Annotated in this window: 25 protein-coding genes and 1 pseudogene; 13 read left to right on the forward strand and 13 right to left on the reverse strand. The window is 64.7% G+C overall.

Annotation, left to right across the window (positions count from 1 at the left end; genetic code table 11):
- Positions 1-80 precede the first annotated feature (80 nt).
- Entirely contained in the window at positions 81-833 is a 753-nt protein-coding gene (locus tag CH294_RS02390) for an ABC transporter ATP-binding protein (RefSeq protein WP_032377260.1), read from the forward strand.
- Positions 830-2209 (forward strand): ABC transporter permease, encoded by a 1380-nt coding sequence (locus CH294_RS02395; RefSeq protein ID WP_094736899.1) that lies wholly within the window; start codon positions 830-832, stop codon positions 2207-2209. Before CH294_RS02390 ends, CH294_RS02395 begins: the two co-directional genes overlap by 4 nt.
- On the opposite strand, the gene CH294_RS02400 is transcribed toward CH294_RS02395, so the two are convergent.
- Positions 2173-3183: a WYL domain-containing protein gene (locus CH294_RS02400; RefSeq protein ID WP_094736900.1), complete on the reverse strand. Its 1011-nt coding sequence runs from the start codon at positions 3181-3183 to the stop codon at positions 2173-2175. The two genes, CH294_RS02395 and CH294_RS02400, sit on opposite strands and share 37 nt — an antisense overlap.
- Positions 3184-3279: 96 nt before the next feature.
- On the opposite strand from CH294_RS02400, the gene CH294_RS02405 reads away from it, so the two are divergent.
- Entirely contained in the window at positions 3280-3675 is a 396-nt protein-coding gene (locus CH294_RS02405) for a RidA family protein (protein ID WP_094736901.1), read from the forward strand.
- Between the two features lie 9 nt (positions 3676-3684).
- Here CH294_RS02405 and CH294_RS02410 read toward each other — a convergent pair whose 3' ends face one another.
- Positions 3685-4680, reverse strand: coding sequence for an aldo/keto reductase (locus CH294_RS02410; RefSeq protein WP_094736997.1), 996 nt, complete (start codon positions 4678-4680; stop codon positions 3685-3687).
- Between CH294_RS02410 and CH294_RS02415 the strand changes: the two are divergent.
- Positions 4602-5632, forward strand: a pseudogene (locus CH294_RS02415) (helix-turn-helix transcriptional regulator). The gene CH294_RS02410 and the pseudogene CH294_RS02415 overlap by 79 nt on opposite strands.
- 4 nt (positions 5633-5636) lie before the next feature.
- On the opposite strand, the gene egtD reads toward CH294_RS02415, so the two are convergent.
- The 4 genes from egtD to egtA are packed head-to-tail and all read right to left on the reverse strand — an operon-like array spanning position 5637 to position 9909.
- Positions 5637-6605 carry an L-histidine N(alpha)-methyltransferase gene (gene egtD / locus CH294_RS02420; RefSeq protein ID WP_037155214.1) on the reverse strand — a complete coding sequence of 323 codons (969 nt, stop codon included), beginning with the start codon at positions 6603-6605 and terminating at the stop codon, positions 5637-5639.
- Positions 6602-7351, reverse strand: a complete 750-nt coding sequence (egtC, locus tag CH294_RS02425) for an ergothioneine biosynthesis protein EgtC (RefSeq protein ID WP_094736902.1) — start codon at positions 7349-7351, stop codon at positions 6602-6604. The genes egtD and egtC overlap by 4 nt, the downstream gene beginning before the upstream one ends.
- Entirely contained in the window at positions 7352-8656 is a 1305-nt protein-coding gene (egtB, locus tag CH294_RS02430; RefSeq protein WP_170944556.1) for an ergothioneine biosynthesis protein EgtB, read from the reverse strand.
- The gene (egtA, locus tag CH294_RS02435) at positions 8653-9909 is read right to left on the reverse strand and encodes an ergothioneine biosynthesis glutamate--cysteine ligase EgtA (protein WP_094736904.1); all 1257 of its coding nucleotides are present in this window, start codon (positions 9907-9909) and stop codon (positions 8653-8655) included. The genes egtB and egtA overlap by 4 nt, the downstream gene beginning before the upstream one ends.
- A gap of 144 nt (positions 9910-10053) precedes the next feature.
- Between egtA and CH294_RS02440 the strand changes: the two genes are divergently transcribed.
- Complete coding sequence (locus CH294_RS02440) at positions 10054-11223, forward strand: aminotransferase class V-fold PLP-dependent enzyme (protein ID WP_094736905.1); 1170 nt, start codon at positions 10054-10056, stop codon at positions 11221-11223.
- Here the strand turns inward: CH294_RS02440 and CH294_RS27170 are convergent.
- The gene (locus CH294_RS27170; protein ID WP_170944557.1) at positions 11166-12134 is read right to left on the reverse strand and encodes a DMT family transporter; all 969 of its coding nucleotides are present in this window, start codon (positions 12132-12134) and stop codon (positions 11166-11168) included. The genes CH294_RS02440 and CH294_RS27170 overlap by 58 nt on opposite strands.
- Positions 12135-12207: 73 nt before the next feature.
- Here CH294_RS27170 and CH294_RS02455 point away from each other — a divergent pair, with 73 nt between their 5' ends.
- The 3 genes from CH294_RS02455 to pth all read left to right on the forward strand — a co-directional run bounded on the left by CH294_RS02455 (position 12208) and on the right by pth (position 14333).
- Entirely contained in the window at positions 12208-12816 is a 609-nt protein-coding gene (locus CH294_RS02455; protein WP_052058788.1) for a TetR/AcrR family transcriptional regulator, read from the forward strand.
- 178 nt (positions 12817-12994) lie between these two features.
- Entirely contained in the window at positions 12995-13657 is a 663-nt protein-coding gene (locus CH294_RS02460) for a 50S ribosomal protein L25/general stress protein Ctc (RefSeq protein WP_032404287.1), read from the forward strand.
- 88 nt (positions 13658-13745) lie between these two features.
- Complete coding sequence (pth, locus tag CH294_RS02465) at positions 13746-14333, forward strand: aminoacyl-tRNA hydrolase (RefSeq protein WP_230594531.1); 588 nt, start codon at positions 13746-13748, stop codon at positions 14331-14333.
- 100 nt (positions 14334-14433) lie between these two features.
- Here pth and CH294_RS02470 read toward each other — a convergent pair whose 3' ends face one another.
- Positions 14434-16068 (reverse strand): fatty acyl-AMP ligase, encoded by a 1635-nt coding sequence (locus CH294_RS02470; protein WP_032404289.1) that lies wholly within the window; start codon positions 16066-16068, stop codon positions 14434-14436.
- A gap of 218 nt (positions 16069-16286) precedes the next feature.
- Here CH294_RS02470 and CH294_RS02475 point away from each other — a divergent pair, with 218 nt between their 5' ends.
- Positions 16287-17921: a peptide chain release factor 3 gene (locus CH294_RS02475; protein WP_249305014.1), complete on the forward strand. Its 1635-nt coding sequence runs from the start codon at positions 16287-16289 to the stop codon at positions 17919-17921.
- A gap of 6 nt (positions 17922-17927) precedes the next feature.
- A complete protein-coding gene (gene pnuC, locus CH294_RS02480; RefSeq protein ID WP_094608285.1) occupies positions 17928-18581 on the forward strand; it encodes a nicotinamide riboside transporter PnuC in 654 nt (217 codons plus the stop codon).
- A gap of 166 nt (positions 18582-18747) precedes the next feature.
- Here the strand turns inward: pnuC and CH294_RS27735 are convergent, their stop codons facing one another.
- Entirely contained in the window at positions 18748-18972 is a 225-nt protein-coding gene (locus CH294_RS27735; RefSeq protein ID WP_230592570.1) for a hypothetical protein, read from the reverse strand.
- Positions 18973-19042: 70 nt separating this feature from the next.
- Here CH294_RS27735 and CH294_RS27740 point away from each other — a divergent pair, with 70 nt between their 5' ends.
- Positions 19043-19393, forward strand: coding sequence for a hypothetical protein (locus CH294_RS27740; RefSeq protein WP_230592571.1), 351 nt, complete (start codon positions 19043-19045; stop codon positions 19391-19393).
- Between the two features lie 10 nt (positions 19394-19403).
- Here CH294_RS27740 and CH294_RS02490 read toward each other — a convergent pair whose 3' ends face one another.
- The 4 genes from CH294_RS02490 to CH294_RS02505 all read right to left on the reverse strand — a co-directional run bounded on the left by CH294_RS02490 (position 19404) and on the right by CH294_RS02505 (position 23979).
- Complete coding sequence (locus CH294_RS02490; RefSeq protein WP_094736906.1) at positions 19404-20402, reverse strand: enoyl-CoA hydratase/isomerase family protein; 999 nt, start codon at positions 20400-20402, stop codon at positions 19404-19406.
- Between the two features lie 49 nt (positions 20403-20451).
- Positions 20452-21135 carry a DUF4166 domain-containing protein gene (locus CH294_RS02495; RefSeq protein WP_032377272.1) on the reverse strand — a complete coding sequence of 228 codons (684 nt, stop codon included), beginning with the start codon at positions 21133-21135 and terminating at the stop codon, positions 20452-20454.
- 112 nt (positions 21136-21247) lie between these two features.
- Positions 21248-23044 carry an ABC-F family ATP-binding cassette domain-containing protein gene (locus tag CH294_RS02500; protein WP_032377273.1) on the reverse strand — a complete coding sequence of 599 codons (1797 nt, stop codon included), beginning with the start codon at positions 23042-23044 and terminating at the stop codon, positions 21248-21250.
- Positions 23044-23979 (reverse strand): 4-(cytidine 5'-diphospho)-2-C-methyl-D-erythritol kinase, encoded by a 936-nt coding sequence (locus tag CH294_RS02505; RefSeq protein WP_032404895.1) that lies wholly within the window; start codon positions 23977-23979, stop codon positions 23044-23046. Before CH294_RS02505 ends, CH294_RS02500 begins: the two co-directional genes overlap by 1 nt.
- Before the next feature lie 95 nt (positions 23980-24074).
- Between CH294_RS02505 and CH294_RS02510 the strand changes: the two genes are divergently transcribed.
- A complete protein-coding gene (locus CH294_RS02510) occupies positions 24075-25064 on the forward strand; it encodes a YafY family protein (RefSeq protein WP_032377274.1) in 990 nt (329 codons plus the stop codon).
- A 12-nt stretch (positions 25065-25076) separates the two neighbouring features.
- Complete coding sequence (locus CH294_RS02515; RefSeq protein WP_094736907.1) at positions 25077-25892, forward strand: DNA/RNA non-specific endonuclease; 816 nt, start codon at positions 25077-25079, stop codon at positions 25890-25892.
- Positions 25893-25966 lie beyond the last annotated feature (74 nt).

Genomic DNA, 25966 nt, shown 5'->3' on the forward strand with positions numbered 1-25966 from the left:
GCCGATGTCATCCTGCAGATGTACGACGCGAAGACTCGCGCCTGATTACTTCGATCCGGCGAATTCATAGCGTTGTGGGCATGACGATCACAGCAGGCCCTGTTGCACGGGCATTTCAGGTCAGTAAGCACTTCGGCGACTCGTCCAATCCGGTGAGCGCCCTCGACAACGTCTCTCTCGACATTCACGCCGGCCAGTTCACCGCCATCATGGGACCGTCCGGTTCCGGCAAATCGACGCTCATGCACGTCATGGCCGGACTGGACAACGCCAGCTCGGGTCACTTGATGCTGGCCGGTGCAGACATCACCTCGGCCAACGACGACGCTCTGACGACGTTGCGACGCAAGCAAGTCGGGTTCATCTTCCAGTCCTTCAATCTTGTTCCCACTCTGGATGTTCGGGGCAACATCCTGCTGCCGTTCGAGCTCGACGGTCGCGCACCCAGTGCACAGGAGTCGGCCTGGATCGAGCAACTCATCGATACCTTGGGACTGCAAGGTCGGGTGAACCACCGTCCACATCAGCTCTCGGGCGGACAGCAGCAGCGCGTCGCGATCGCCCGTGCGCTGGGGACTCGACCGCATCTCATCTTCGCCGACGAGCCCACCGGCAACCTCGATTCCCGCACCGGCCGCGAGGTTCTCGGCCTCCTGGCCGCGGCGGTGCGCGAGTACGGCCAGTCGATCGTCATGGTCACCCACGATCCGATCGCAGCCAGCTACGCCGATCGCATCGTCTTCCTCGCCGATGGGCGCATCGTCAACGAGCTCGGACGTTCGAGCGCTGAACAGATTTCGAGCTACATGCTGGGAATGGAGAGCGTCCGATGAGTGCGTTGACTTCTGCTCAGGCGTCGAAAGAGCACGGTGCCAGCATTCTGGTGACATCGCTGGCGTCGTTCTTCGGTGTGGTGTTGATTCAGGCGACCGCGTTTCTGGTCGATATCTTCGGGGACACCGACGGTGCTGCCGTCACCGCGCTGTACAGCGTCGCGTTGGTGTTCATCGGCCTCGCGTTGTACGTCGCGGCGGTGGTCACCTCGAACACGTTCGCGACGATCGTCGCGGGGCGCACCCGCACCATCGCACTCCTTCGACTGTTGGGAGCCCGCTCTCGTGACCTGCGCCGATCGGTAGCACGCGAGGGCCTCGTCGTCGGATTGTTCGGTGGCGCAGTCGGTATGGTCCTCGGCGTCGGCGCGAGTCACCTGGCCCGGGCCGTTGCGGTCTCGGCCGGTCAGCTGCCGGATGTGCAGTACACGACCGTTCAGCCAATGGTGGTCCTGCCGGTGGTGATCGTGGTGCTGACGACGACCGTCGCGTCGTATGTGGGGTCACGAAAGGTCCTCGACGTCACACCCGTTCAAGCAACCGGAGGTGCCGTCGACACGGGCGTGGAGGCTCCGCGGTCCCGTCGGATCAGGACCGCGCTCTCGATCGTGCTCATCGCCGGCGGCGTGGCTCTGCTGGGGCTCGGAGTCATGATCGGGATGGTCAACCCGGGCGGTGTTCTGGTGGCGTTCTTCGGTGGCGTCGCATCGTTCACCGGAATCATGGTCGGGGCGTACCGCATTCTGCCCGCGACACTGAGACTGGTCGGGAGACTGTCCGGCCGTGGACCCGCTGCCCGATTGGCATCCGCCAACGCGATTCGCTATCCGGATCGCAGTACCCGAACCGCGGTGGGATTGTTGATCGGGGTGACCTTGGTGACGACGTTCGCGGTCGCGATGTACAGCTATCGGTCCATGCTCGTCGACGAATACGACGAGGCGACGGTCGGCCAAGTGCTCACCGTGACAGTAGGCATCATGACCGGACTCATCGGCTTCTCGGCCGTCATCGCGGCCGTCGGAATGGTGAACAACCTGCTGCTGAGCATTCTGCAGCGCACCCGTGAGATCGGTCTGCTGCGTGCACTCGGATTCACCCGCAAGCAGATTCGAGCGATGATCGTCTCGGAAAGTACTCAGATGGTGGTCGCGTCCATGGGCTTCGGTCTGATCCTCGGCATCGTGTACGGCTGGGCCGCAGCACAATCGCTGCTGGGCTCACTGGATTCCCGCGGACTCACCGCGCCCACCCTCCCGTGGGCAGTCATCGCCGGAACCGTGTTGTGCGGTGGACTCCTCGCACTCGGTGCCTCACTGACTCCGGCTCGTCGGGCGAATCAAATTTCGCCGGTACTCGCGTTGGCGGACGCCTGATCGCGTGGTCTGTAGCGCTCGGCGATTGCAAGGGCCCGGCCGTACAGACCATCCCGCAACGACTGCGGCACCAGGACTTCCGCGTCGGTACCGAGTTGCCACAGAGCCCACTCAGCGTGCCGCGCATCCTGGAAAGTCATGTCCATTCGCAACCGACCGTCACCGTCGAGATCCTCGTCGGTGACGGTCAATGCAGTGTCTGCCAGTTCTTCCCGGCGCCTCGGGTCGATGAGCGCCGACACCGTCACAGGGGTGCCGCCGTTCCTGAATCGGGTGCTGCGCTCGTGCCACATCCGGTCGAGATGCACGCTGTCCGGCCGTTGGGCCGGCTCGAGAAGCACCTCGGCGTCCTGCACCCGCGAAAGTCGGTAGGTGCGGTCTTCGCCGTCTCGGGTCGCCAGCAGGTAGCTCCGGCTTCGCACTGCGACCAAACCGACAGGATCCACCGTGCGCCACTGCGCATCTCGGTCGTTCGGCGCGTAGAGAATCCGGAGCTTGCTGCCGTCGAACACGGCCCTGCGAACGGAGTCCATGATGGGAGCGGGTATCTGCTCGCTGACAACCCGTCGAGACAGAAGGTCTGTCTCCGGCTCGATGAGTAGCCGGCGAGCGGCAGTACGCGCGGTGTCGTGATGGCCGTCGGGCAACGCGTCCATCACCTTTCGGAGCGCTGACACCACTCCGGATCCGAGGCCGAGCGCGTGATCTCCGCCGTTCGATCCCACTGCAGCCAGTAGCGACAGGGTCTCATCGTGGTTGAGGCCCTGAAATTCGGTCCTGAAGCCAGGCAGTAGCGCGAACCCTCCCAGCCTGCCGCGCTCCGCGTAGACAGGGACGCCCGCAGTCGACAGAGCGTCGATGTCGCGGAGGACGGTGCGAGTCGACACTTCCAGTTCGACGGCGAGAGAGTCGGCCGTCATTCGGCCGCGCTGGCGCAACAGAAGCACCAGCGAGACCAACCTGTCCGCACGCATGCGCGAACGGTACCGAAATACACGACAGAGGGTGTCGTGTATCGCTGTCAATCTTGCTTCGTACTGATCGGAAACGAACGAGACGGAGACGAAGATATGGAAAGAACTGCAGTCGACCCGGTGAACTGGTCAGTCGCTCTGGGCTTTCACCAGGGCGAGCTGGTCACCGGACACACCAGGACCCTCTACTGCTCCGGGCAGACCTCGACGAACAGCGACGGCACGCCCGTGCACGAGGGAGACATGGAAGCGCAGCTGACGCTGAGTCTCGACAATCTGGACGCCGTGTTGGCGGGGGCCGAGATGTCGATCTCGAACGTGGTGAGGCTGGGTGTGTACACCACCGACGTCGACCTTCTGTTCCAGCACTACGGCGTACTCATGGCGAGACTGGGAGCCGCAGGAGTTGCGCCGACCATGACGATGCTGGGGGTGGCCAGGTTGGCAATCCCGGGTCAGATGATCGAGATCGACGCCATCGCCGTGGGCTGACGCCTCTGCTCAGGCTTCGCTGTCGAGTTGCGCCATCTGTGCCTCGGCGTAGCGCTCGCCTGCTACCGCATCTTTCGGCACGGCATTCTCGATGCGCGCTACCTCGTCGGAGGTCAGCGAGATCTCCGATGCAGCAATGGTTTCCGTCAATCGCTCGACGGTGCGAGCGCCGAGGACGGGCACGATGTCGTCACCACGAGAGAGCACCCAGGCGATGGCCAGTTGCGCGACCGAGACGTTGCGCTCGTCCGCGATCTCGGCCAGCAACTCCACGAGTTCGCGATTCCTCGTCAGGTTCTCCCCTTGGAATCGGGGACTATGTGCACGGAAGTCGTTGGCGGCCAACGCAGTGGGCGCGCGGAACGTGTCGCTCAGCAGCCCACGTGAGAGCACGCCGTACGCGGTTGTACCGACACCGAGTTCGCGGGCCGTCGCGAGGATGTCCTCCTCGATTCCGCGCGAGACGATGGAGTACTCGATCTGCAGGTCGCTGATCGGGTGTACCGCCACGGCACGACGCAGTGTCGCACTTCCGATCTCGGACAAGCCGATGTGCCGCACGTATCCCGCGTCCACCATCTCGGCGATGGCACCGACGGTGTCTTCGATGGGCACCTGCGGATCCAGTCGGGCGGGTCGGTAGATGTCGATGTGATCGACGCCGAGCCGTGCGAGTGTGTAGCCCAGCGCGCTCTTGACGGCGTTCGGCCTGCCGTCGAATCCGAGCCAGCTTCCGTCGGGTCCTCGTAGTGCCCCGAACTTCACCGACAGCACGACCTCGTCGCGGTTGCGTTCGCTCAATGCCCGACCGATGAGCATCTCGTTGTGGCCGGCACCGTAGAAGTCACCGGTGTCGACAAGATCGACGCCTGCGTCGACAGCAGCATGGATGGTGCGGATCGATTCCCGGTCGTTCGATTCGCCGTATGCACCGGACATCCCCATCGCGCCGAGGCCGATACGCGAGACGGTGGGTCCGGACTTTCCCAGTTGTGTTCTGTTCATGTCGTCCACTGTGCGTTCCCGACGAGAATTGCGGCAGAGAGCAGTTGTCGGAGGACTGCCGATCCCTGGCTCGAACCGGCGACGAGGCGCACACTCGATACGTGGAACGTGACGAACTGGCCGATTTTCTCCGACGACGTCGGGAACTTCTGACTCCCGGCGACGTAGGTGTCGCACCGGGACCGCGACGCCGCACGCCCGGGCTGCGGCGCGACGAGGTGGCACTGCTGGCCGGGATGTCCACCGACTATTACACCCGCCTCGAACAACGCCGCGGGCCGCACCCGTCGACTCAGATATTGAGTGCGCTGGCCCGCGCCCTGAGGTTGGACGACGACGAGCGAGACCATCTCTACATCCTCGCCGGCCAATCACCGCCGACGAGGATGGGCGCGGACAAACACGTCGGACCCGGCCTGATGCACCTGCTGACCAAGCTCGACGACACTCCCGCCTGCGTCGTGACAGACCTCGGTGAGATCGTGGCGCACAATGCGATGTACCTCGCGCTGGCCGAGGACCCGCGCAGGTACACCGGGCTCGACAAGTACGTGGTGTGGCGTTGGTTCACCGATCCCGGCACGCGCCGCAACTTCGTACGCGAGGACTGGGATCGGATGGGCCACAAGCACGTCGCCGATCTTCGAGCAGTGTCGGCCAGGCGAGCAGGCGATCCTGAGGTCGCTGTGCTGGTCGAGCGTCTACGCGCCGCCAGTTCCGAGTTCGAGACGATTTGGAGCGAGCACCGAGTCGCATACAAGACGTCGGCGTCCAAACGCTTCGTGCATCCGAACTCGGCGTCATCGCCGTCCACTGCGAGACACTCGTGACTCAGAAAGAGGGCCAACACCTCCTGGTCTATTCGCCGCAACCGGGAACCGATGCCCGAGAGAAACTGGATCTACTCGGCGTCATCGGCACTCAGCAACTGGATGTGACTCTCGCCGAATAGGTCGCTACCCACCCTTGCGCGCGAGGATGAGCGCGAAGCGAGATTCTGCATCGGACCACAGATGGTCGACATCGAATCCCGCGGCGGCGAGTTCTTCGGTGATGCCTTCCGGTCGAAACTTCGCCGAGATTTCGGTGCGCAGATCCTCACCGGCGTCGAAGTGCACGGGCAGATCGAGATCGGCCAGATACACCTCCTGCGGCGACGAGGCCCGTAGCCGCATCTCGATCCACTCCTGCTCGGCATTCCAGAGCGCAACATGCTCGAACGCGTCGGCATCGAAGTTTCCGCCCAGGCGAGAATTGATCACCGACAGCACGTTTCGATTGAACTCCGCCGTCACCCCGGCCGCGTCATCGTACGCCGGAACGAGAACCTTCGGGTCGATGACCAGCCCGACACCGAGCAGCAGGTGCTCTCCTGGATCGAGCGCGTCGGCGATGGCCTTCAGAAATTCCTCGCGCTCCTCGGGGATGAGGTTGCCCAAGGTGCCGCCGAGAAACGCAATGGTGCGTGAGTTACCCGCCGGCAGATTGTGCAGTGTGTCGGTGAAATCACTGACGATGCCGTGCACCTCGAGAGCGGGGAACTCCTGGGCGATCTGCTCGATGGCTCCCTCGAGCGCCGTAACGGATACATCTTGCGGCACATACGTTTTCAGTGATCCATGCTTGACCCCAGCAGCGAGCAGTATCTTCGTCTTCTCCGACGAGCCCGAGCCCAACTCGATCAACATCGTCGATTCGGTTGCCTCGGCGATGTCGAGGGCATGTTCTTCGAGGAGTGCCCGCTCGGTGCGGGTCGGATAGTACTCCGGCAACACTGTGATCTGCTCGAACAACTCGCTGCCGAGTGCGTCGTAGAAGTACTTGGGCGAGAGCCACTTCGGCGAAGACGTCAACCCGTCTCGCACATCCTTGCGTAATTCGTCCACCAATGCTGTGTCTGCGAGGTGTACCTCGACAGTGCTCATGTGTGCTCCTCTTCGTCGAGACGGGAAACGGTGAACTCCGACGCCGTGGCAACAACAAGACTGCGGTCGTCGACGTGCGTCCAGTCGGTACTGTCGTCGGTCGGTTCGGATGCGATGGTGACGGCGTCATCGGAACGACGGACCGACAATGCGTGATGCACTGCGGTGGCGTACATGTTCTCCCCATCGCCGAGGAGAAAGTTGAGCCTGGACCCCGGCGCACGCGCTTCGATGCGCCGAACCAACGTGGCGAGGGCTGCCGGCGGGTCGAGAGTGTCGAGTAACTGCCGCAACACGATCCAGACTGCGGCTGCGTCGGTCGGAGCAGGCAACGTGAGTGCATCGACCGGTGGCACCTCGGACCACAGGTCGGTCAGCGAGTGGGGCCAGCCGCGAACCACACCGTTATGACTGAACGCCCAACGGCCGTCGGTGAACGGCGCACAGGCCGATCGTTCCACCGGCATTCCCACCGTGGCCGATCGCACCGCGGCGATCACCGACGTCGAATAGAGCTGCGGCAGAACATCATCGACCGCCGGATCGGTCCAGATGGGCATCGGATTGCGGTAGCTGCGCACCGAACCGTCCTGCCACCACGCGACGCCGAACCCGTCGGCGTTGATGGTGCCCCCGCCGCGCATGTCGTTCGGGGCGTACGACTGCACACGTAAACTGTGTTCACCGTCGGTGAGCACTCCCCCGACGGACGTGCGGGGGCCGAGATATGCCAGGTGACGGCACATTCAGCTGGGCTCGACGTCGCGGGCCAACCGGAAGCCGCTGAAGATCTGCCGGCGAATCGGGTGGTCCCAGTTACGGAACGTGCCCCTACACGCCACTTCGTCGGTGCCGAAGGAGCCGCCGCGTAACACCTTGTAATCGCCTCGAAGAAACACCTCGGAGTATTCGGCGTAGGGGAACGCCTCGAATCCGGGGTACGGCTCGAAGTCCGACGACGTCCATTCCCAGACGTCACCGATGAGTTGGTGCACGCCGTCCGCGGACGCACCGTCCGGATACGCGCCCACGTCCGCCGGTTCGAGGTGCCGCTGATTCAGATTGGCATACGCCGCAGTGGGTTCGGCGTCGCCCCACGGGTAGGCACAGCTGATACCGGTCTCGGCATCGAAGCGCGCGGCCTTCTCCCACTCCGCCTCCGTCGGTAGGCGCTTGCCCGCCCACCGGGCGTACGCGTCGGCCTCGAACCAGCACACGTGAACGACGGGTTGGTGCGGACGCACCGGACGGCGCACCCCGAAGCTACGACGCCACCACGTGCCGTCGGAATCGCGCTCCCAGAACTGCGGAGCGCTGAGATCGGCCTCGACGCGGTGCTGCCAACCCTTCTCGGTCCACAGATCGCGGCGTCGGTATCCGCCGTCCTCGATGAACTCGACGAACTGTGCGTTGGTGATCGGGGCGCGGTCCATCGCGAACGTGGGCACGTGCACCGGGTGGGCCGGACGTTCGTTGTCCAGCGCCCACGGGTCGAGTGAGGTGCCCATCGAGAACGACCCACCGGAGATGATCGCCTCACCCGAGACCTGAACCGCAGACGACGGCGGCGCAGGGGCGGCGAGAACAGCGGGCCCCGAGCGCAATTGATGCGTCGCCAGCATGGTCTCGTCGTGCTGCTGCTCGTGCTGCGCGATCATGCCGAACGCGAATCCGTGCTTCTCGACCGGCCTGCCCGCAAATGTGCTGCGGTCGAGCACGTCCCAGGCCTTGTCTCGAACGGTTTGCACGTAGAGGCGCGCCTCGTCGGGAGTGAGCAACGGAAGCGACGTTCGTGAAGAACGCGAATGCTTGAACGCGTCGTACAGCTCGTCGATATCGGGACGCACTGGGTCACGGCCACCGACGTCGCGAACCAGCCAGAGTTCTTCCTGACTCCCGATGTGCGCGAGATCCCAGACCAGCGGGCTCATCAACGGCGAATGCTGCGCCATCAGTTCGGTTTCGTCCACGCAATCGGTGAGTGCTGCGCTGCGGGCGCGGCTGCGTGTGAGGACCGTTTCGATCCTGTTCCTGAGTTGTTCGGCGCTCACACCGATTCCTTTCGAGTGTGGAATTCCCGCGTCGCAGAGTCGAATTCGCTCGGGGGCTCGCCGGAGTGACATCGGCGAGCGGCCGCCGACAGGTTGTCGGCGTGCAGGCCGCCGAACTCCGCCGCGAGGTTCAGCAATTCGGTTGCGGCCGAGCGGAGATCGCGGTCGCCCAGCCCGACGCGCGCCGCGTCGATCCAACGTCCGGCGGTCCCTGCTCCGATCTCGGTGGCGCGAGCCACCAGCTCGGGTGTCGACAACAGCGCCTCGAACGCCGCCGCAGGAACCACCCACTGCCCGTCCGGCTGGGCATCGAGGTAACGGATCTCGAGGTGACCGCACGCTCGAACCTGAGGGAACAGGGTGGTCAGGTGGTAGTCGAGATCCCCGTATGTTGGTGCGCGCCCGACGACACCTGGATCGGCCAACCATTGTGCGAACGTCGTACCCGCGGGCGCTTCCCAGTTCTGGTCGACGCCCTGTATGCAGAGCAGCGGCACGTCGAGAGCCCACCGCGCGTAGTCGGAAATCGGGTCTCCGGTAGTGGGAACCGCGGTTCTGCTGGAATCCGTTCTACTGGAATCGAGTTCGAGCCACGTCCGCATGCGCTGGGACGCCCATACTCCTTCGGGGGCTCCCTCGAGTTCCGGGGATCGCGCGAATGCCGCCACGAAGGCCGGGCCGATGACGTGGAGCATTCGCCAACGCGCGGCAACCTCGGCTCGATCACGACCGGCGTCGACACTCACCTGCGCGGCAGCCGTGTTGCACATCATCAATTTGCCATAGGGGCCGATGGTGGTGAATCGGTTCTCCATCGCGCAGTATCTCGGCAGGACGAGGAGCCGTTCCGGAGCACGCGCGGTATCGGCCGGAACCGCCAGGATGCCGATGCCGGAGTCCTCGAGCATGTCTCGCAACAACCGGGCATCGGCGTCGAGCATCGGTGCGAGATCGGAAACGGATGTATAAGGCGAACTGGACAATTCGACTTGGCCGCCGGGTTCGACGGTGACCATACTTCCGCCCGGCAACGTCAGGGCGGGTGACTCGGGGGCGATACTGCGCGGGGAGTGATCACCGAGTGCAGTTGCAAGCGAAGAGAGGCTGGGACGCGTTCCGTCGTCGAGGGCAGTGAGCCACTCGAGTTCGGCACCGATCAGGGCCGGTGGCCCCAGCTTGAAACACACTTTCGACACGTACGCCTCGGCTGCTGGGCGTGTGCTCAGCTCGAGGGATTTCTCGTTCGACGACACTTTTTCCTTCTTTCCGCACTCACCACGTTCTTCGCTACCGAACGTACCCAGCTGCGGGGATCGAAAACGCCGTGATCCCGCGTCGTATCGAGGCTACCGATTGTGCAACCCTGATGCCGAGAGTTCCTGACAGGAAGGACGACCATGCTCGATCACGACCGCATTCGCCGCGACACCCCCGGTGCGTCGGGTCGGGTCTTCCTCGACAGCGCCGGCTCCTCGTTGCCGCCGACCGTCGTCGTCGACACCGCCGTCGCGCACCTGCGCCGGGAAGCGGAAATCGGTGGCTACCGGGCCGCAACCGAACGAGCGAACGACCTCGCCGCGGTGAAGACATCGATCGGAACGTTGATCGGGGCTTCGGCGTCGAGCATCGCACTGAGTGACTCCGCGACGCGCGCGTGGAACGACTTCTTCTACTCGGTGCCGCTCTCCCCCGGTGATCGAATTCTGCTGTGCGAGGCCGAATACGCCAGCAACGCGATCTCCGCCCTCCACCGCGCCGAGGTCACCGGAGCGATCGTCGAGGTGATTCCGAGCGACGAATCGGGACGAATCGACATCGACGCGCTGGCAACCATGCTCGACGATCGCGTCAAGCTGGTCTCGGTGGTGCACGCACCCACCAACGGCGGTCTGATCAATCCCGCTCGCGCTGTCGCAGATCTCGCCCACCGACACGGTGCCCTGGTACTGCTCGACGCCTGCCAGTCCATGGGGCAGATGCGTGTCGACGTCGCCGAGCTCGATGTCGACGCTCTGTCCGCCACCGGACGCAAATGGCTTCGTGGCCCGCGCGGAACCGGATTTCTCTACCTGCGTCCAGGATTGGCGTCGACGCTGCATCCGCCGGCCCTCGACTTGCACAGCGCTCAATGGGAAGACGCCTCCACCTACCGAATGGCCGACGACGCCACACGATTCGAGTTCTGGGAATGCGACGTCGCGGCCAGGCTCGCACTCGGCGCTGCCGTCGACTATCTACTCGAGCTCGGCATCGACCACGTCGAAGAAGCCGTCGCCGAACGTGCCGAATACCTTCGCGCCGGACTCCGAAAAATCCCCGGGGTGACGGTGCAGGATCTGGGCGATCGCAAGAGTGGCATCGTCTCCTTCACCGTCGACGGTGAAGATCCCGTCACTGTTCGCGACCGACTCGCCGCCGAGGAAGTGACGGTGACCGTCAGCCACCGCAGCTCGACGCGACTGGACATGACGGGCCGGGGACTCGACGCCGTGGTGCGCGCATCTCCCCACTATTTCGTCACGTTCGCCGAACTGGACACGATGCTCACTGCGCTCGCAGGTGAGTGACCGGCTCTCCGGTCGTTCCACAGGCTCCACTCCGGGCTCGTAGCAGGGGTCGAAGTTCCGCTCACATAGGCAGCCACACCGATTGCCGAGACCACGAGGCCACCCACTCCAACCCAGGTGATCGCATCGCCGAACATGAGCCAGGCCCACACCATGGTCGTCGGCGGAGTCAGGTAAAGCAGCACACTGGCGCGGGTGGGCCCGCTGCGACGCACCACGAACAGATACGCGCCGTATGCGCCGAAGGTCGACAGCACCACGGTCCAGGCGACGGCCAATCCGAAACCCACCGTCATCGGCGGTGCGGCATCTCCGGCCAGCATGCTCCATGTCATGAAACCGGCTGCGCTGACCGAACATTGGATGGCCATCGACAGCGCGATCGGCTCCTTCGGTGCCAGGATTCGCTGACCGATCGTCCCTATCGACAGAGCCAGCATCCCGGCGGCCGGTAGCAGGTAGACGGGCCAGGCGAGATCCGCACCGGACATGTCCCCCACCACGACCAGCGTTACCCCGACGATGCCGACGACGAGTCCCAGACTCTGCCTCGCCCCGACACGTTCGCCGAAGATCCTGCTCGACGCCAACGCGACCAGCAGAGGCTGCAGGGCGGCGATCAGCGCGGCGACACCTGGCGGCACGCCCATCCCGATGCCGGTGATGGTGGCCCCGAGGTAGAGGAACTGGCAGAACAGGCCGAGGACGGCGTGAATTCGGATGGCGTGCCAGGTCGGTGTCAGCCGTCGATATCGGCACCAGGCGATCAGTAGCACCACGGCCGCGACATAGCGCCAGGCCAGCAGCGTGTGCGCGGGGGCTTGCGCTGTACCGAGCTCGGCTCCGATGAACCCCGAACTCCACAGCACCACCAGGGCAGTACCTGCGACGGCGTCGACATTTGCTTTCATGCAGCGATGTAAACATACAGGTCTGTATACTCGCAGTGCACCTGCTTCCCACCAGCGCTTTCGGAAGGCAACCATGCTCGACAAGCCACTCACCCCCGCCGGAGAACGCATTCTCACCGTCGCCAGCGAGCTGTTCTACGCCCGCGGAATTCGCGCCGTCGGCGTCGACCTCATCGCCGAGGAAGCCGGCACCACCAAGAAGACCCTGTACGACCGCTTCGGCTCCAAGGACGGCCTGGTCCAGCGGTACCTCACCCGCCGCTACGGCCTGTGGTGCGAGCACGTGAGCCGGTACGTCGAATCCCTCGCCCCGGGAGACGCGCGCATCCTGGGGGTGTACGACGCCCTCGATCTGTGGATGCGCGACAACCATCGCGGCTGCGGATTCGTCAACGCGTTCGCCGAGTTCGGCGGCACCGACAGCCCGGTACTCGAGATCATCAAGTCCGAGAAGGAATGGACCAGATCGCTGTTCGCGCGATTGGCCGACGACGCCGGGTATGCCAACGCCGAACAGCTGGGATCGCGACTGTCGGTACTGCACGAGGGTGCGGTGGTGATGGGAACCGCGGGCGGCCGTGACGATGCGATATCCGTGGCGCGTGATGTTGCCGCCGAGTTGCTCGCTGCGCTCGCAGGTGCGCGAAAGTTCGTAGCAGGGGTCGAACTCCCGCGCACATGACGTGGTCGTGTATTGTCTTCCAGGTTGTCTCGGCGAGGGTAGATCCACGATTTCAGGATCCACCGTTATCGACGCGGCTCGGCCCCGTTGGCCGCGCTCGTTCGTGTCCGCCCCGACGAGCTTGACCGCCCGACGAAGTACGCCGCACGAACCACAGTAATCAGGAGCATGTAGCACCATGGCATCGAAGGTAAACAATCTCACCGCGCAGGTCCGCACCGAATTCGGCAAGGGCGCAGCTCGCCGCGCACGTCGCGACGGCCTCGTTCCCGCCGTTCTGTACGGACACGCCACCGATCCCCAGCACCTCGCGCTGGACGCTCGCGCGTTCGCGGCTGTGCTGCGTAACGACGGCACCAACGCTGTGCTCACCCTCGACATCGCCGGCAAGTCGCAGCTGGCGCTCACCAAGTCGATCGTCGTGCACCCGATCCGTCGCAGCATCGAGCACGCCGACCTCCTCGTCCTGAAGAAGGGCGAGCGCGTCACCGTCGAGGTCAACATCATCGTCGAGGGCGACGCCGCACCGGGCACCCTCGTCACCACCGACTCGACCGCGGTCGAGATCGAGGCCGACGCACTGGAGATCCCCGAGAACTTCGTCGTCTCCGTCGAAGAGGCTCAGATCGGTACCCAGATCACCGCAGCCGACCTGGACCTTCCGTCCGGCGTCACCTTGGTGTCCGACGGCGAGACGCTCCTCGTCAACGTCGTCGAGGCTCCGTCCGAGGAAGACCTCGAGGCCGACGGCGAAGGCACCGAGCCCATCTCCGAAGAGGGCGAAGCCGAGACTCAGGAAGAAGCAGAGTCCACGGACGAGGAAAGCTCCGACGAGAGCTGATTCTCACCCACCACGTCGAACGGCGCGTCGCTCCCCCACGGGACCGGCGCGCCGTTCGTTTCGAATCACCGATGAGAGAATGACGACCGTGAGTGTTGACCCCGAAGCGCCGGCCCTGATCGTCGGGCTCGGCAATCCTGGCCCGCAGTACGAAAAGACCCGCCACAACGTCGGTTTCATGGTCGCCGACGCCTTGGCCGGACGCATCGGCGGGGCGTTCTCCTCGCACAAGAAGTCCAATTCCGACATCGTGCAGGCACGTCTGGGGCGTCGCTCGGTGGTCGTCGCCAAGCCGCGGACGTTCATGAATCTCTCGGGCCAGCCGGTGGCCGCGTTGGCACGGTTCTTCTCCATCGACGCGGCGAACATCGTGGTGGTGCACGACGAGTTGGACATCGACTTCGGCGCTCTCCGACTCAAACTCGGCGGTGGCGAAGGTGGCCACAACGGGCTGCGCTCGATCTCGCAGCATCTGAGCACCAAGGACTATCTGCGGGTTCGCGTCGGCGTCGGACGCCCACCCGGACGAATGGATCCTGCATCGTTCGTCCTCAAGCCGTTCTCGGCCGCCGAACGCAAGGATCTCGGCGTCGTCGTCGAAGAAGCCGCGGACGCCGCCGAACTTCTACTCTCGGCCGGGCTCGAAGCAGCCCAGAACAGGGTGCATCCGCGCTGATGCTGGCGAACCTCACACCCCTGTTGTGAGGTGCGCGCCTGTTCTCGCTTCCGAACGCACGCGCACACCCCGCAAAAAAGGTGTGAGGTCTCCTGCCGTTTCAGGCGATCAGTGACGCCGAATTGGCACGTCGCAGTTTGCCGCTCGACGTCTTGGGAATGCTGCCCGGTCCGAGTACGGCAACGGTGCGGGGTCGCACTCCGACCTCCGAGTGCACGGCGTGGACCACCTCACGTTCGATGCGCTTGACCTCGTCCGCATTGCCGATGTCGTTGGTTTCCACGGCTACAGCGAAACTTTCACGCTTGTCGCCTGCATCGAGCCGGATGGCAACGGCATTGCCGGGCCGCACACCTGCGACGGTTTGTGCTGCCCGTTCGATGTCGGTGGGATAGATGTTGCGACCGCCCATGATGATGACGTCCTTGATGCGTCCGCAGACGACCACCAGTTCTTCCTCGGTGATGTAGCCGACATCGCCCGTGTCGAGCCAGCCGTCGGCGTCTTGCGTCGAGACCGGCCCCTCGACGGTGATGTACCCGGGGGTGACGGCCTTGCCCCGCACTTCGATGATGCCGACACCTCGAGCGGTCAGCACCTGCCCCTCCTTGTCGACGACGCGGCCCTCGAGGCCCGGCACGAATTTGCCGAGGGTGGCGAGAGATCTTGTGTTTCCACGGGTGGACGGAACGGCTCGACCCAGAGTCTCGAGCAGGTCCGCGTCGACCACGTCGATCACCTGACCGCGAGCGGGGTCCGGAATCGACACCGCCAGAGTGGTTTCCGCCATTCCGTACACCGGCGCGAGAGCCAACGGGTTCAGCTTGTACCGGGCGCCGGCCTCTGCCAACGCGATCATCGTGTCCGGATCGACAGGCTCCGCCCCGTTCCAGGCGTAACGCAGAGTGGACAGGTCGAGGTCCAGATCGTCCTCGGCCTGGCGCAACCGACGCGCAAGCAGTGAGTACGCGAAATTCGGTGCCGCCGTGACGGTTCCGCGGTACTTGTGGATGAGCTTGGCCCACAGCAGCGGCGAACGCAGGAAGTCCAGCGGAGTGATGCTGACGACCTCGGCACCGACTTGCATCGGCACCGAGAGAAAGCCCACCATACCCATGTCGTGGAACAGCGGCAGCCAACTGACCATCACGTCGGACTCGACGTCGAACTCGATGCGGTCGATCATCGCGTACGCATTGACGTAGAAGTTTTCGTGCGTGATCCGTACGGCTTTCGGTGAACCGGTCGAACCGGACGTCAGCTGCTGCAACGCGATATCGGATTCTGCCGTCGGCACCGGATCGATATCGCGACCGGTCTTCATGTCCTCGATCTTCAACACGGTGATGCCGCGCTCCTCGAGCACCGGGGCGGCGATGTCGAACGGGGCCCCGAGAACGACGGCCTTGGCCTCGATCATCCGCACGACGGTCTCGGTGTCCTCGCCCCACACGGCGAGGTCGGTCCGCGGAGTCGGCTGATGCAGCATCGTCACCGATGCTCCGCGCATCCACGTCGCCTGACACGCGGGTGCGATGTCCACCGGCTGACCGGCCAGAATGCCGATCGCGTCACCGTGCACGACGCCCGCGTCGGCCAACGCGCCTGCCATTCGACGCGCCTGCTCGTGAATTTCGCCCCAGGACTGCCGCAGCGCCTCATCGGGCTCGCCCGTGACCAGACCTCGCTTGCTGGTGCTCGCGGTCTCGAACATTTCCTCGGTGAACTTGCTCAACGCGCGTCTCCTCGTGAGGTGGATCCCGCCCCACCGAACACAGTAGGCAGTCCCGCCCCGCCCGCGAGGCACAACAGGCCGCGTATCCTGAGAATTCGAACGCAGGATTTCTGCCCGGTCACCGTGTCGGTGCCGCCTTCTACGAGAATGAGGTTTTCGTGAGTACCCCGTCCAGTACCCCCGACGTCGACGCAGCGCTCGAAGGGTCCGGACCGGCAGTGCGCGGCGATTCCGGGCCTTCTCGAAACCCCTCCAAAGAGCTCGAGACCGAAGTCGCCCGGCGTCGAACATTCGCGGTGATCTCTCACCCCGACGCCGGTAAATCGACGCTCACCGAGGCACTGGCACTGCATGCCCGCGTCATCTCCGAGGCCGGAGCCATCCACGGCAAAGCCGGCCGCCGCTCCACCGTCTCGGACTGGATGGAGATGGAGAAGGCCCGCGGAATCTCGGTGAGTTCGACTGCCCTGCAGTTCAATTACCACACATCACCCGATGCCGAGATCACCAACGTCATCAACCTCGTCGACACTCCGGGCCACGCCGACTTCTCCGAGGACACCTACCGCGTGCTCACGGCCGTCGACGCGGCCGTGATGCTCATCGACGCCGCCAAGGGCCTGGAACCGCAGACTCTCAAGCTGTTCCAGGTGTGCCGCCAGTTCGGCATCCCGGTCATCACCGTGATCAACAAGTGGGACCGCCCGGGCCAGTCGCCGCTGGAGTTGCTCGACGAGATCGAGTCGCGGATCGGCCTGACTCCGACGCCGCTGTACTGGCCCGTCGGAATAGCAGGTGATTTCCGCGGGCTGCTCGACGTGCAGGACGGCAGCTACATCCGCTTCACGCGCACCGCGGGCGGCGCCACCATCGCTCCCGAGGAATTCATGTCGGCCGAGGCAGCCGCAGAACGCGAGGGCGTCGACTGGGAGACCGCGGTCGAGGAAAGCGATCTACTGATCTCGAGCGGTCAGCGGCACGATCAGGAGATGTTCCTGGCCGGCCAGACCTCGCCGGTGATCTTCGGCTCGGCGATGCTCAACTTCGGCGTCCGGCAGATCCTCGACACCCTGGTGGCCCTGGCCCCCGCGCCGGGATCCCGCGACGACGTCTCCGGCGGCGTGCGCGAGGTGACCGACCCGTTCAGCGCTGTGGTGTTCAAGGTGCAGGCAGGTATGGATACCGCCCACCGAGACCGGCTCGCCTTCATGCGCGTCGTCTCGGGCGTCTTCGAGCGCGGAATGGTGGTCACGCACGCCCAGACCAAGAAGCCGTTCACCACCAAGTACGCCCTGACGGTGTTCGGTCGCGATCGCACAACGGTCGAGAACGCCTACCCCGGAGACATCGTCGGCCTCGTCAACGCGACCGCGCTGGCTCCGGGCCACACCCTGTACTCCGACAAGAAGGTCGAATTTCCGCCGATCCCGTCGTTCGCGCCCGAGCACTTCTCGGCACTGCGCGTCGACAGTGCGGACAAGTACAAGAAGTTCCGCCGCGCCGTGGAGCAGCTCGACTCCGAGGGCGTGGTTCAGGTGCTGCGCAACGACATTCGCGGCGACGCCTCCCCGGTGCTCGCGGCCGTCGGTCCGATGCAGTTCGAGGTGGTCACCGCACGAATGAAGACCGAATTCGGCGTCGACGCCCGGATGGAACCCCTCGGGTACTCACTTGCCCGGCGGACCGACGCGGCATCGGCCGTCGAACTGGGTCGTCAGCGTGGGGTCGAAATCTTCACCCGGACGGACGGGGCCCTGCTGGCACTCGTCAGCGACAAATGGCGCTTGCAGTACATCCAGAAGGAAATGCCGGAGTTGACCCTCGAACCGCTCGTCGCCGCGGGCGATCAGTAGCACCTTGTGCTGATCGATCTGCTCGATGCCGAATTCAGCGTGTTCGGCCACCCCGTGCTGTGGCGTGAGGTGGTCGGCAACGGCTTCGGGCTGCTCTCGGCCATCGGTGGGATGCGACGCGTCGTGTGGGCGTGGCCGGTGGGCATCATCGGAAACGCGTTGCTGTTCACCGTGTTTCTGGGCGGCGTGTTCCATACACCGCAGGCACTCGATCTCTACGGCCAAGCCGGACGCCAGCTGATGTTCATCGCCGTGAGTGTCTACGGGCTGGTGCGCTGGATGCGAGATTCCAAGCGATCGGGGGCCGCTGTGCTCCCGCGGTGGGGTACTGCGCGAGAACGGACCGCCATGCTCGTGGTCGCGGTCGTCGGCACGGTGGTGTTCGCGCAGCTCTTCGGCTATCTCGGCTCGTTCGGCAAATGGGCCGACGCGTGGATCTTCACCGGATCGATGCTGGCCACCTTCGGAATGGCGCGCGGACTCACAGAGTTCTGGCTGATCTGGATCGCGGTGGACGTAGTGGGGGTACCGCTGCTCGTCGTCGCCGGTTTCTACCCGTCCGCGGCTCTCTACGTGGTGTACGCCGCGTTCGTCGCCTGGGGTTTTGCCGTGTGGTTCAGGATCCAGAACAAATACATCGGTCGAAAAATAGCGTCTTAAACAATCGTGATGCTACTCTCAGTGTGTCCGAACAAACTTAGAGTACGTTTTGGCGTGCTCGACGCCGAGTGAGTCGTCCTGATCGATATCCGATCGTGACATCTCGGCACCGAGTCACCTGGGAACACGATGAAGTGGAAGACGACATGACGACACAGGGATCGAACTACCCATTGGCCGGGATCAAGGTCGGTGGCGCTCCTGCGCATCGTTTGGCGACGCCGCCGAAGTCCGGCTCCACTTCGCCCACCAGTGCCCGCACCGATTCTTCGGCGGCAGCGCCCGCCGAGAAGGCGGTCGAGGCCGCAACCACCGAGAAATCGGCCGAAGCGGCCACGCCCACCGAGAAGGCGTCCGCAACAACGCCTGCACCAGCAACGTCGTCCGTCACGGATTCAGCGACCCCCCGCGCGGATCGACGTCGTCCAGAGAAGCCCGCCACGGAATCGAACGAGGTTGAAGTGACTACAAGCGATCAGATCTCAGAACACGGCCTGCCCACCAACGGCCGCTCCACGTCTCACGGATCGACCGGCTCCACGCCGACGCTCGGGCGTGGCCAGGCTCCCGACCGTCGTACCGCCATGGGCGTCGCCTCGGTACGCATCGCAGGCCGGCTGACCCAGAACGAGCTCGGCAGCCGCACCGGCGACATCCGCACCCCCGATACCTCGGTCGGCCCCGACGAGCTGCTGCAGCTTCTCGGCGAATACCTCGTCTCGGGTGGCCTGCAGAACCCCGAGATCCACGTGCGTTCCAACGGCCAGACCATCGTGCTGGACCTGCAGAACCCGGCCAAGGGTTACCGCTGACCCCAGACGGTCACAACAGCTGCTGGAAGACCTCTGGTCGCACCATTTCGAGTACCAGAGGCTTCCACTGCGGTGCGCGGTCCTTGTCGACCAACACTGCGCGTACACCCTCGGCGAAATCCGGCTCGGTGATGATCCAGGTAGCCATTCGCAACTCGCGGTCCAGGCATTCCCGCAACGTGCTGTCTGCTCCGCGCGCAATCAGCGCGTCGGTGGCCATCAGGGACGTCGGAGACAACGTCGCCAGCTGAGTCTTCGTTGTGCGCGACCACGGTGTATCGCACTCGAGTGCGTCGATGATGTCGACGAGAGACTTCTTCTCGAACACCGCCGCCACCGCCTCCGCGTCGAACGACAGCTCCGTCGACGACGGTGCCGTGGTGTGACGCTCCAGCGCTTCGTGAATATCGGTGCCGGCGAGGATGTCGGCCTTCAGCTCGTCCACCACCTCGCTCGGGCAGAAGTGCGTGGCCAATCCGAGTGCGAGAGCGTCCGATCCGGTGATGCGCGTACCCGTGAGCGCCAGGTAACGCCCGACACGACCGGGCAGCCGCGACAGAAAATAGCTCGACCCCACATCCGGCACGAAGCCGATCGCCGTCTCCGGCATGGCCAGCACCGCGTTCTCGGTGACGATGCGGATGCTGCCGTGAATCGAGATACCCAGACCTCCGCCGAAGGCCGCGGCCTCGATGACGGCGATGTACGGCTTGGGGTAGTTCGCGATCAGTTCGTCGAGATCGTACTCGGCCGCGAAGTACTGCGGACCGGCGTCGTGGTCGCCGTCGACGACTGCCTGCCGAATCGCCTTGATGTCTCCGCCCGCGCAGAACGCCCGCGGCGAACCGCTCGTCACCAGAACCGACGCGACAGCATCGTCGTCTCGCCACGCATCGAGAGCGTCTCGGATGCCCTGGATCATGGCACCGTTCAACGAGTTCAGAGCCTCCGGCCGATTCAGGACGATATGTCCGACCCCGCCGGACACCTCGGCTTCGACAACGGCCACAGTTGACTCCTTCACACGCGCATCGTTCGACGCGTAACAGTAGCGCGCGCTACTCGCGAGACTCCACCGATCGCGGGCGCGCGTCACCGGGGATGTCGGCAGGTCGACACGGCCTCTCCTCTGCGGTGAACCATCCGCGATACAGAAACAACTGGCCGAGCACCGGACTCTGCACCTTGATCTCGATGCGATGCCGCTCCTCGGCTGCGTCCCACCACTCCCGGCCGATCGTCAGCGCCGACGCCACCTTCGGCAACTTCGGCGCCAGCGGGCCGAGCAGGAATCTCGGCACTTCGCTCTCGAGTATCAGACCGCCCTCATCGTCGACCTCACACCTGGTGTGCACCACCATGTCCGAGGAGAATCCCAGATAGTCCAGGGCATACGCGTCGGATTCCGCCGAGGAGACCATCACCGAGTTCATCCCCTGCGGATGGCCGACGAAGGCGAAGCGTCGCACGAAAGACAGTGTCTCGCGGCCCAGTTCGTCGACATACGCGTAGTTGGCAATGGTGAACGGCACGTCCTTGCCCACACCGGCGGGGAACAGTCCACGCTTGCGGCCGGCCCACAACAACGGCGGCGGCACCAGCCGAGAGTGCGTCATCTCCTCCATCACGCCAACCCCGAATTGGGCGAGATGGTCCGAGGACTTCAATCCGAAGCGCCACTGAACCTTGGGATGCAGACGGGAGAAATCCGAACCGAGTACTTCCGCGACCACCGATGCCATGTGTCCAGTATGCGCATCGGGCACGTGAGCGAAACTTCGTAGTGGGCTACGAGCCAACTAGTACCCCGGGTCGTTCCGCAGGCTCCACTCCTGCCACATGCGGCGGAGCCGCTCACTCGAGCTCGGCGGCCAGTTCCATCCACCGTTCCTCGGCAACGTCCTTGTCCGCAAGAACCTGCTTGAGCTCGGTGTCGAGAGCGACGAGTTTGCTCTGCTCGGTCGACGCGTCGACTAGTTCTGCGTGCAGCTCGACCTCACGCTTGGAGAGCCGAAGGACGAGCTTCTCGAGCTTGCTCAGTTCCTTGCGGGCTGCCCGCTCCGAGGCCGCATCACGGGTTGCCTTGCGCGGTGCCCCGCCGGTGGTCAACGAGTCCGGCGTCGCGTCGGCGGCGAGGACGGCCCGCCTACGCAGGTACTCCTCGATGCCGCCGGGAAGGTTGGTGAGCTTGCCGTCGCCGAACAGTGCCCACGTCGAGTCACAGATGCGCTCGATCAGGTACCGGTCGTGACTGATGACGACGAGCGTGCCCGCCCAGCCGTCCAGGATGTCCTCGAGCTGCTGCAGTGTGTCGATGTCCAGATCGTTGGTGGGCTCGTCGAGCAACAGCACGTTGGGCTCGGCCATCAGAACTCGCGTCAACTGCAGGCGGCGACGTTCGCCACCGGACAGATCTCCGACCGGTGTGCGCTGGCGAGCGGGGGTGAAGCCCAGCCTTTCCGCGAGCTGCCCAGCAGAAATCTCCTTGTCGCCCAACGTGATCCGCTCGGCCACTTCCTTGACCGCGTCGAGGACACGCAGCTTCTTGGGTAAGTCGTCCAATTCCTGCTTCAGCCAACCGATCTTGACGGTCTGGCCCTGAATGCGCTTGCCCGCGGCGGGCTGCAGTTCACCGGCGAGCGTGCGGAGCATCGTCGTCTTACCCGAACCGTTGACGCCGACCAGACCGACGCGCTCGCCGGGAGCCAGACGCCACGTGAAGTCCTTGACCAACTCACGGCCGTCGGGAGTTTCCAGGCGCGCGTCCTCGAGTTCGATGACCACCTTGCCCAGCCGACGCTGCGCGAAGGAGGACAGTGCTACGGAGTCACGAGGCGGCGGTACATCGGCGATCAATGCCTCCGCAGCCTCGATGCGGTACTTCGGCTTGGACGTTCGCGCAGGAGCACCGCGGCGCAGCCATGCAAGTTCCTTGCGGGCGAGGTTGCGACGCCGCTCCTCGGATGCGTCGGCCTGACGGGACCGTTCGGCCCGCGCGAAGACCCAATCGTTGTAGCCACCCTCGTAGGTTTCGATACCACCCCCGACGACCTCCCACGTCTGATTGGCGACGGTATCGAGGAACCACCGATCGTGAGTGACCACGACGAGTGCGCTGCGACGCGACACCAGGTGCGCAGCGAGCCATTGCACTCCTTCGACGTCCAGGTGGTTGGTGGGCTCGTCGAGCACGAGCAAGTCCAGGTCCTGCACGAGCGCCGCAGCCAGGGCGACGCGACGCCGCTCGCCGCCCGACAGATTGTCGATCGACGCGTCGAGCCCGGAGCTGCCGACCGGTCCGAGATCGGCAATGCCGATGCCCGTCAGGATGTTGCGCACCCGAGAATCACCGGCCCATTCGTGCTCGGCCATTCCGAGTGGGTCGAGCACCACCTGGCCGACGGTCGACCCGGGCGGAAGCACGCCACGCTGAGTGACGACGGCCATCCGCAGGCCGTTGACTCGGCTGACGCGTCCCGAATCGGGCGGTTCGAGACCGGCCAAAACCTCGAGTGTGGTGGTCTTGCCACCGCCGTTGAGGCCCACCATGCCGATGCGCTCGCCCTCCTGCACACCGAGGGAGACGCCGTCGAGCAACGGCTTGACGCCGAAGGACTTGCTGACGTTTTCGAGATTGACGAGATTGACCATCAGGAAAAACCAATCGATTCATTAGTGACAACACGAGCGCCGGGAACCGGCCCACTCGCAACACGGACGGTGCGGCACACGCCGGCACCGGACAGTTCAGCGCTCACCGACACCGCCGCATCGGCGTCGGCGCACAGAAACGCACACGTGGGGCCCGAGCCCGAGACGATGCCCGCCAACGCCCCGGCCGTGACCCCCGCTCGAAGGGTGCGACGCAGCTGTGGCATCAGCGACACCGCAGCAGCCTGCAGATCGTTGCCGAGCAACGGTGCGAGTGCTCGCGCATCACCGGACGTGAGCGCGTGCATCAGATCCTCGGTGCCACCGAGGCGAGGCGGACTGCCCTTGGCACGCAACTCGTCGAGCTCGTTGTACACCGCGGGCGTCTGCAGACCGCCCTTGGCCAACGCCAGTACCCAGTGAAAGCTGTTGCGCGAGAGCACCGGAAGCAACTTCTCACCGCGTCCTGTTCCCACCGCGGTGCCGCCGTGCAACGAGAACGGCACGTCGCTACCGAGTTCGGCCGCAATCTCGTCCAGCTCGTCGCGAGAGAGATCCAGATGCCACATCGCATTGAGCGCCACCAGCGTCGCGGCGGCATCGGCGCTTCCGCCTGCCATGCCTCCGGCCACCGGGATGCCCTTGTCGATCGTGATCTCCACCGACGGCTCACGCCCGACTCGACGCCCCAGCAACACCGCGGCCTTCCACACCAGATTCCGCGAATCGGTGGGAACCACCTTCGCGTCGTCGCCGCGCACCCGAACCGAGAGCGACGTGGCCGGAATCACCGACAGCTCGTCGGACAGCGAGAGCGCCTGGAACACCGTCGTCAACTCGTGAAAGCCATCGGGACGCAGGTCACCGACCGCGAGATGCAAGTTCACCTTCGACGGGGCCCGAACGACAACGGGTGTGGGAACGACAGACAGCACGAGTAACCACAGTAGTGGAGAAACAGCGGCCGAGTTCACCACCAGGGTTTTGCATGCGGACCGAACATGTCCGCATTGCGTGGCATCGTGTGAGCATGAAAGAAACCTCGGCACGGCTGCTGCGGTTGCTGTCCCTGCTCCAGACCCGTCGCGATTGGGCGGGCGCGGAGCTGGCGGAGCGGCTCGATGTCACCCCACGGACGCTGCGACGCGATGTGGACAAGCTGCGCGATATCGGTTACCCGGTCAATGCGACGCCGGGGGTGGGCGGCGGCTATCAGCTCGGCCCCGGTGCCGAGATGCCGCCGCTGCTACTCGACGACGACGAGGCACTGGCGGTGGCGTTCGGGTTGCAGTCCGCCGCCGGTGGGTCGGTGGCAGGCATCGGCGAGGCGTCGCTGCGGGCACTGACAAAACTGCGGCAGGTGATGCCGTCGCGCATCCGCCATCGGCTCGATGCGCTGCGAATCGACGTGGTGGAACAGACGCCGCGTTCGGCGGTGGACGCTTCGGTGCTGTCGACGGTGGCGGCGGTGTGTCACGGGCACGAGCGGCTGCGATTCGATTACCGCAAGCACGACGGTTCCGAGTCCAGACGTGAGGTGGAACCGTACAGTCTGGTGCGGGCAGGGGCACGCTGGTATCTGCTGGGATGGGATGTGCTGCGGGAGGATTGGCGATCGTATCGAGTGGATCGCCTGATTCCGAAGATTCCGACAGGTCCTCGGTTCACCCCGCGAGAGTTGCCTGCAGGCGGGGCGGCCGCGTTCGTCTCGAAGGGAATCGATCGCGCGTTCACTCAGGTGCAGGCGAGGATCGCACTGCATGCACCGATCGAGACTATCGCTCCGATGATCGACGAACAATGGGGCGCAATCGAATCCATCGACGAGCACACCTGCGCGGTGGTGCTGTCCGGCGATTCGCTGCCGTCGATCGCGCGATGGCTGGCGGCGTTCGACACCGATTTCACCGTGCTCGATCCACCGGAATTGCGTGAGGAATGCCGAGTCGTGGCAGAGCGACACGCGAGACTGACCGACCGGTACCTCGCGGCGGTTCACTCTCCGGTAACCGACACGTGAGTCAATGGACCGATGACGACACCATTCGGTTTCGACCCGAAGTTCCTGGCCGACATCGACGTTCCGTTGCCCGATCGCGCGGGTGTGGTGGTACTGCCGTACACGCACTTCTCGGTGTCCATCGACCCCGACCGACGCCTCGCCGCGGTCACCGGTGTCAACATCGACGGGGCCAGCCTGAAGGATGTCGAGCGGGGCGACGACTGGCGATTGGACGACCGCCTGCCGCCGTCGCAGCAGGCCGGTAACGAGCTGTACTCCAACAACGACCTCGATCGCGGACACCTGGTTCGCAGGCGAGACCCGGTGTGGGGCGAGCTGTCGGTGGCCACCCGCGCCAACGAGGACACCTTCCACTACACGGTGTGCGCTCCGCAGACGGCCACGCTGAACCAATCGAAGACACTGTGGCTCGGGCTCGAAGATTACGTTCTGGGCTACGCAGAGCAATACGGCCGACGTCTTTCGGTGTTCAGCGGCTGCGTATTCGCCGACGACGATCCCATCTACCGAGGCATCGCCATTCCGCGACGGTTCTTCAAAATCGCTGTGTGGTCGCAGGATTCGAATCCTGCATGCACCGGCTACGTGCTGGACCAGTCGCCGTCTCTCGACCCGATCCTCGACAAACCGCTGCGACTCGAGACCGATCCCCCGCCCCTCGGCCCTTACCGGACATACCAGGTTCCGGTGGCCGACATCGCGTCGGCGACCGGTCTCGAGCTGGACCCTCTGATCGAAGCCGATCGTTACGCACCGGTGGCCGCGGCCCGCGGTGCGGCGTCGAGGTGGACCGAGCTGACGAGACTGTCGGACATCCACCTCTGAACGAACCACTTGGTTCGATACGGAAACGTGACGCGCAGCGACGCGGAATGCCAATAGCATTGCTCAGCATCTGA

This window comes from Rhodococcus sp. 14-2483-1-1 (assembly GCF_002259335.1).
GTDB lineage: Bacteria > Actinomycetota > Actinomycetes > Mycobacteriales > Mycobacteriaceae > Rhodococcoides.

Bases quoted from the DNA above. Each gene is read 5' to 3' on its own strand.
- CH294_RS02510 (WP_032377274.1), top strand. From the start codon at position 24,075: ATGAAAGAAACCTCGGCACGGCTGCTGCGGTTGCTGTCCCTGCTCCAG.
- CH294_RS02390 (WP_032377260.1), top strand. From the start codon at position 81: ATGACGATCACAGCAGGCCCTGTTGCACGGGCATTTCAGGTCAGTAAG.
- CH294_RS02400 (WP_094736900.1), bottom strand. From the start codon at position 3,183: ATGCGTGCGGACAGGTTGGTCTCGCTGGTGCTTCTGTTGCGCCAGCGC.
- egtD (WP_037155214.1), bottom strand. From the start codon at position 6,605: ATGAGCACTGTCGAGGTACACCTCGCAGACACAGCATTGGTGGACGAA.
- CH294_RS02515 (WP_094736907.1), top strand. From the start codon at position 25,077: ATGACGACACCATTCGGTTTCGACCCGAAGTTCCTGGCCGACATCGAC.
- CH294_RS02410 (WP_094736997.1), bottom strand. From the start codon at position 4,680: ATGAACAGAACACAACTGGGAAAGTCCGGACCCACCGTCTCGCGTATC.
- CH294_RS02460 (WP_032404287.1), top strand. From the start codon at position 12,995: ATGGCATCGAAGGTAAACAATCTCACCGCGCAGGTCCGCACCGAATTC.
- CH294_RS02500 (WP_032377273.1), bottom strand. From the start codon at position 23,044: ATGGTCAATCTCGTCAATCTCGAAAACGTCAGCAAGTCCTTCGGCGTC.
- CH294_RS02405 (WP_094736901.1), top strand. From the start codon at position 3,280: ATGGAAAGAACTGCAGTCGACCCGGTGAACTGGTCAGTCGCTCTGGGC.
- CH294_RS27170 (WP_170944557.1), bottom strand. From the start codon at position 12,134: ATGAAAGCAAATGTCGACGCCGTCGCAGGTACTGCCCTGGTGGTGCTG.
- CH294_RS02455 (WP_052058788.1), top strand. From the start codon at position 12,208: ATGCTCGACAAGCCACTCACCCCCGCCGGAGAACGCATTCTCACCGTC.
- CH294_RS02495 (WP_032377272.1), bottom strand. From the start codon at position 21,135: ATGGCATCGGTGGTCGCGGAAGTACTCGGTTCGGATTTCTCCCGTCTG.
- CH294_RS02395 (WP_094736899.1), top strand. From the start codon at position 830: ATGAGTGCGTTGACTTCTGCTCAGGCGTCGAAAGAGCACGGTGCCAGC.
- CH294_RS02440 (WP_094736905.1), top strand. From the start codon at position 10,054: ATGCTCGATCACGACCGCATTCGCCGCGACACCCCCGGTGCGTCGGGT.
- egtC (WP_094736902.1), bottom strand. From the start codon at position 7,351: ATGTGCCGTCACCTGGCATATCTCGGCCCCCGCACGTCCGTCGGGGGA.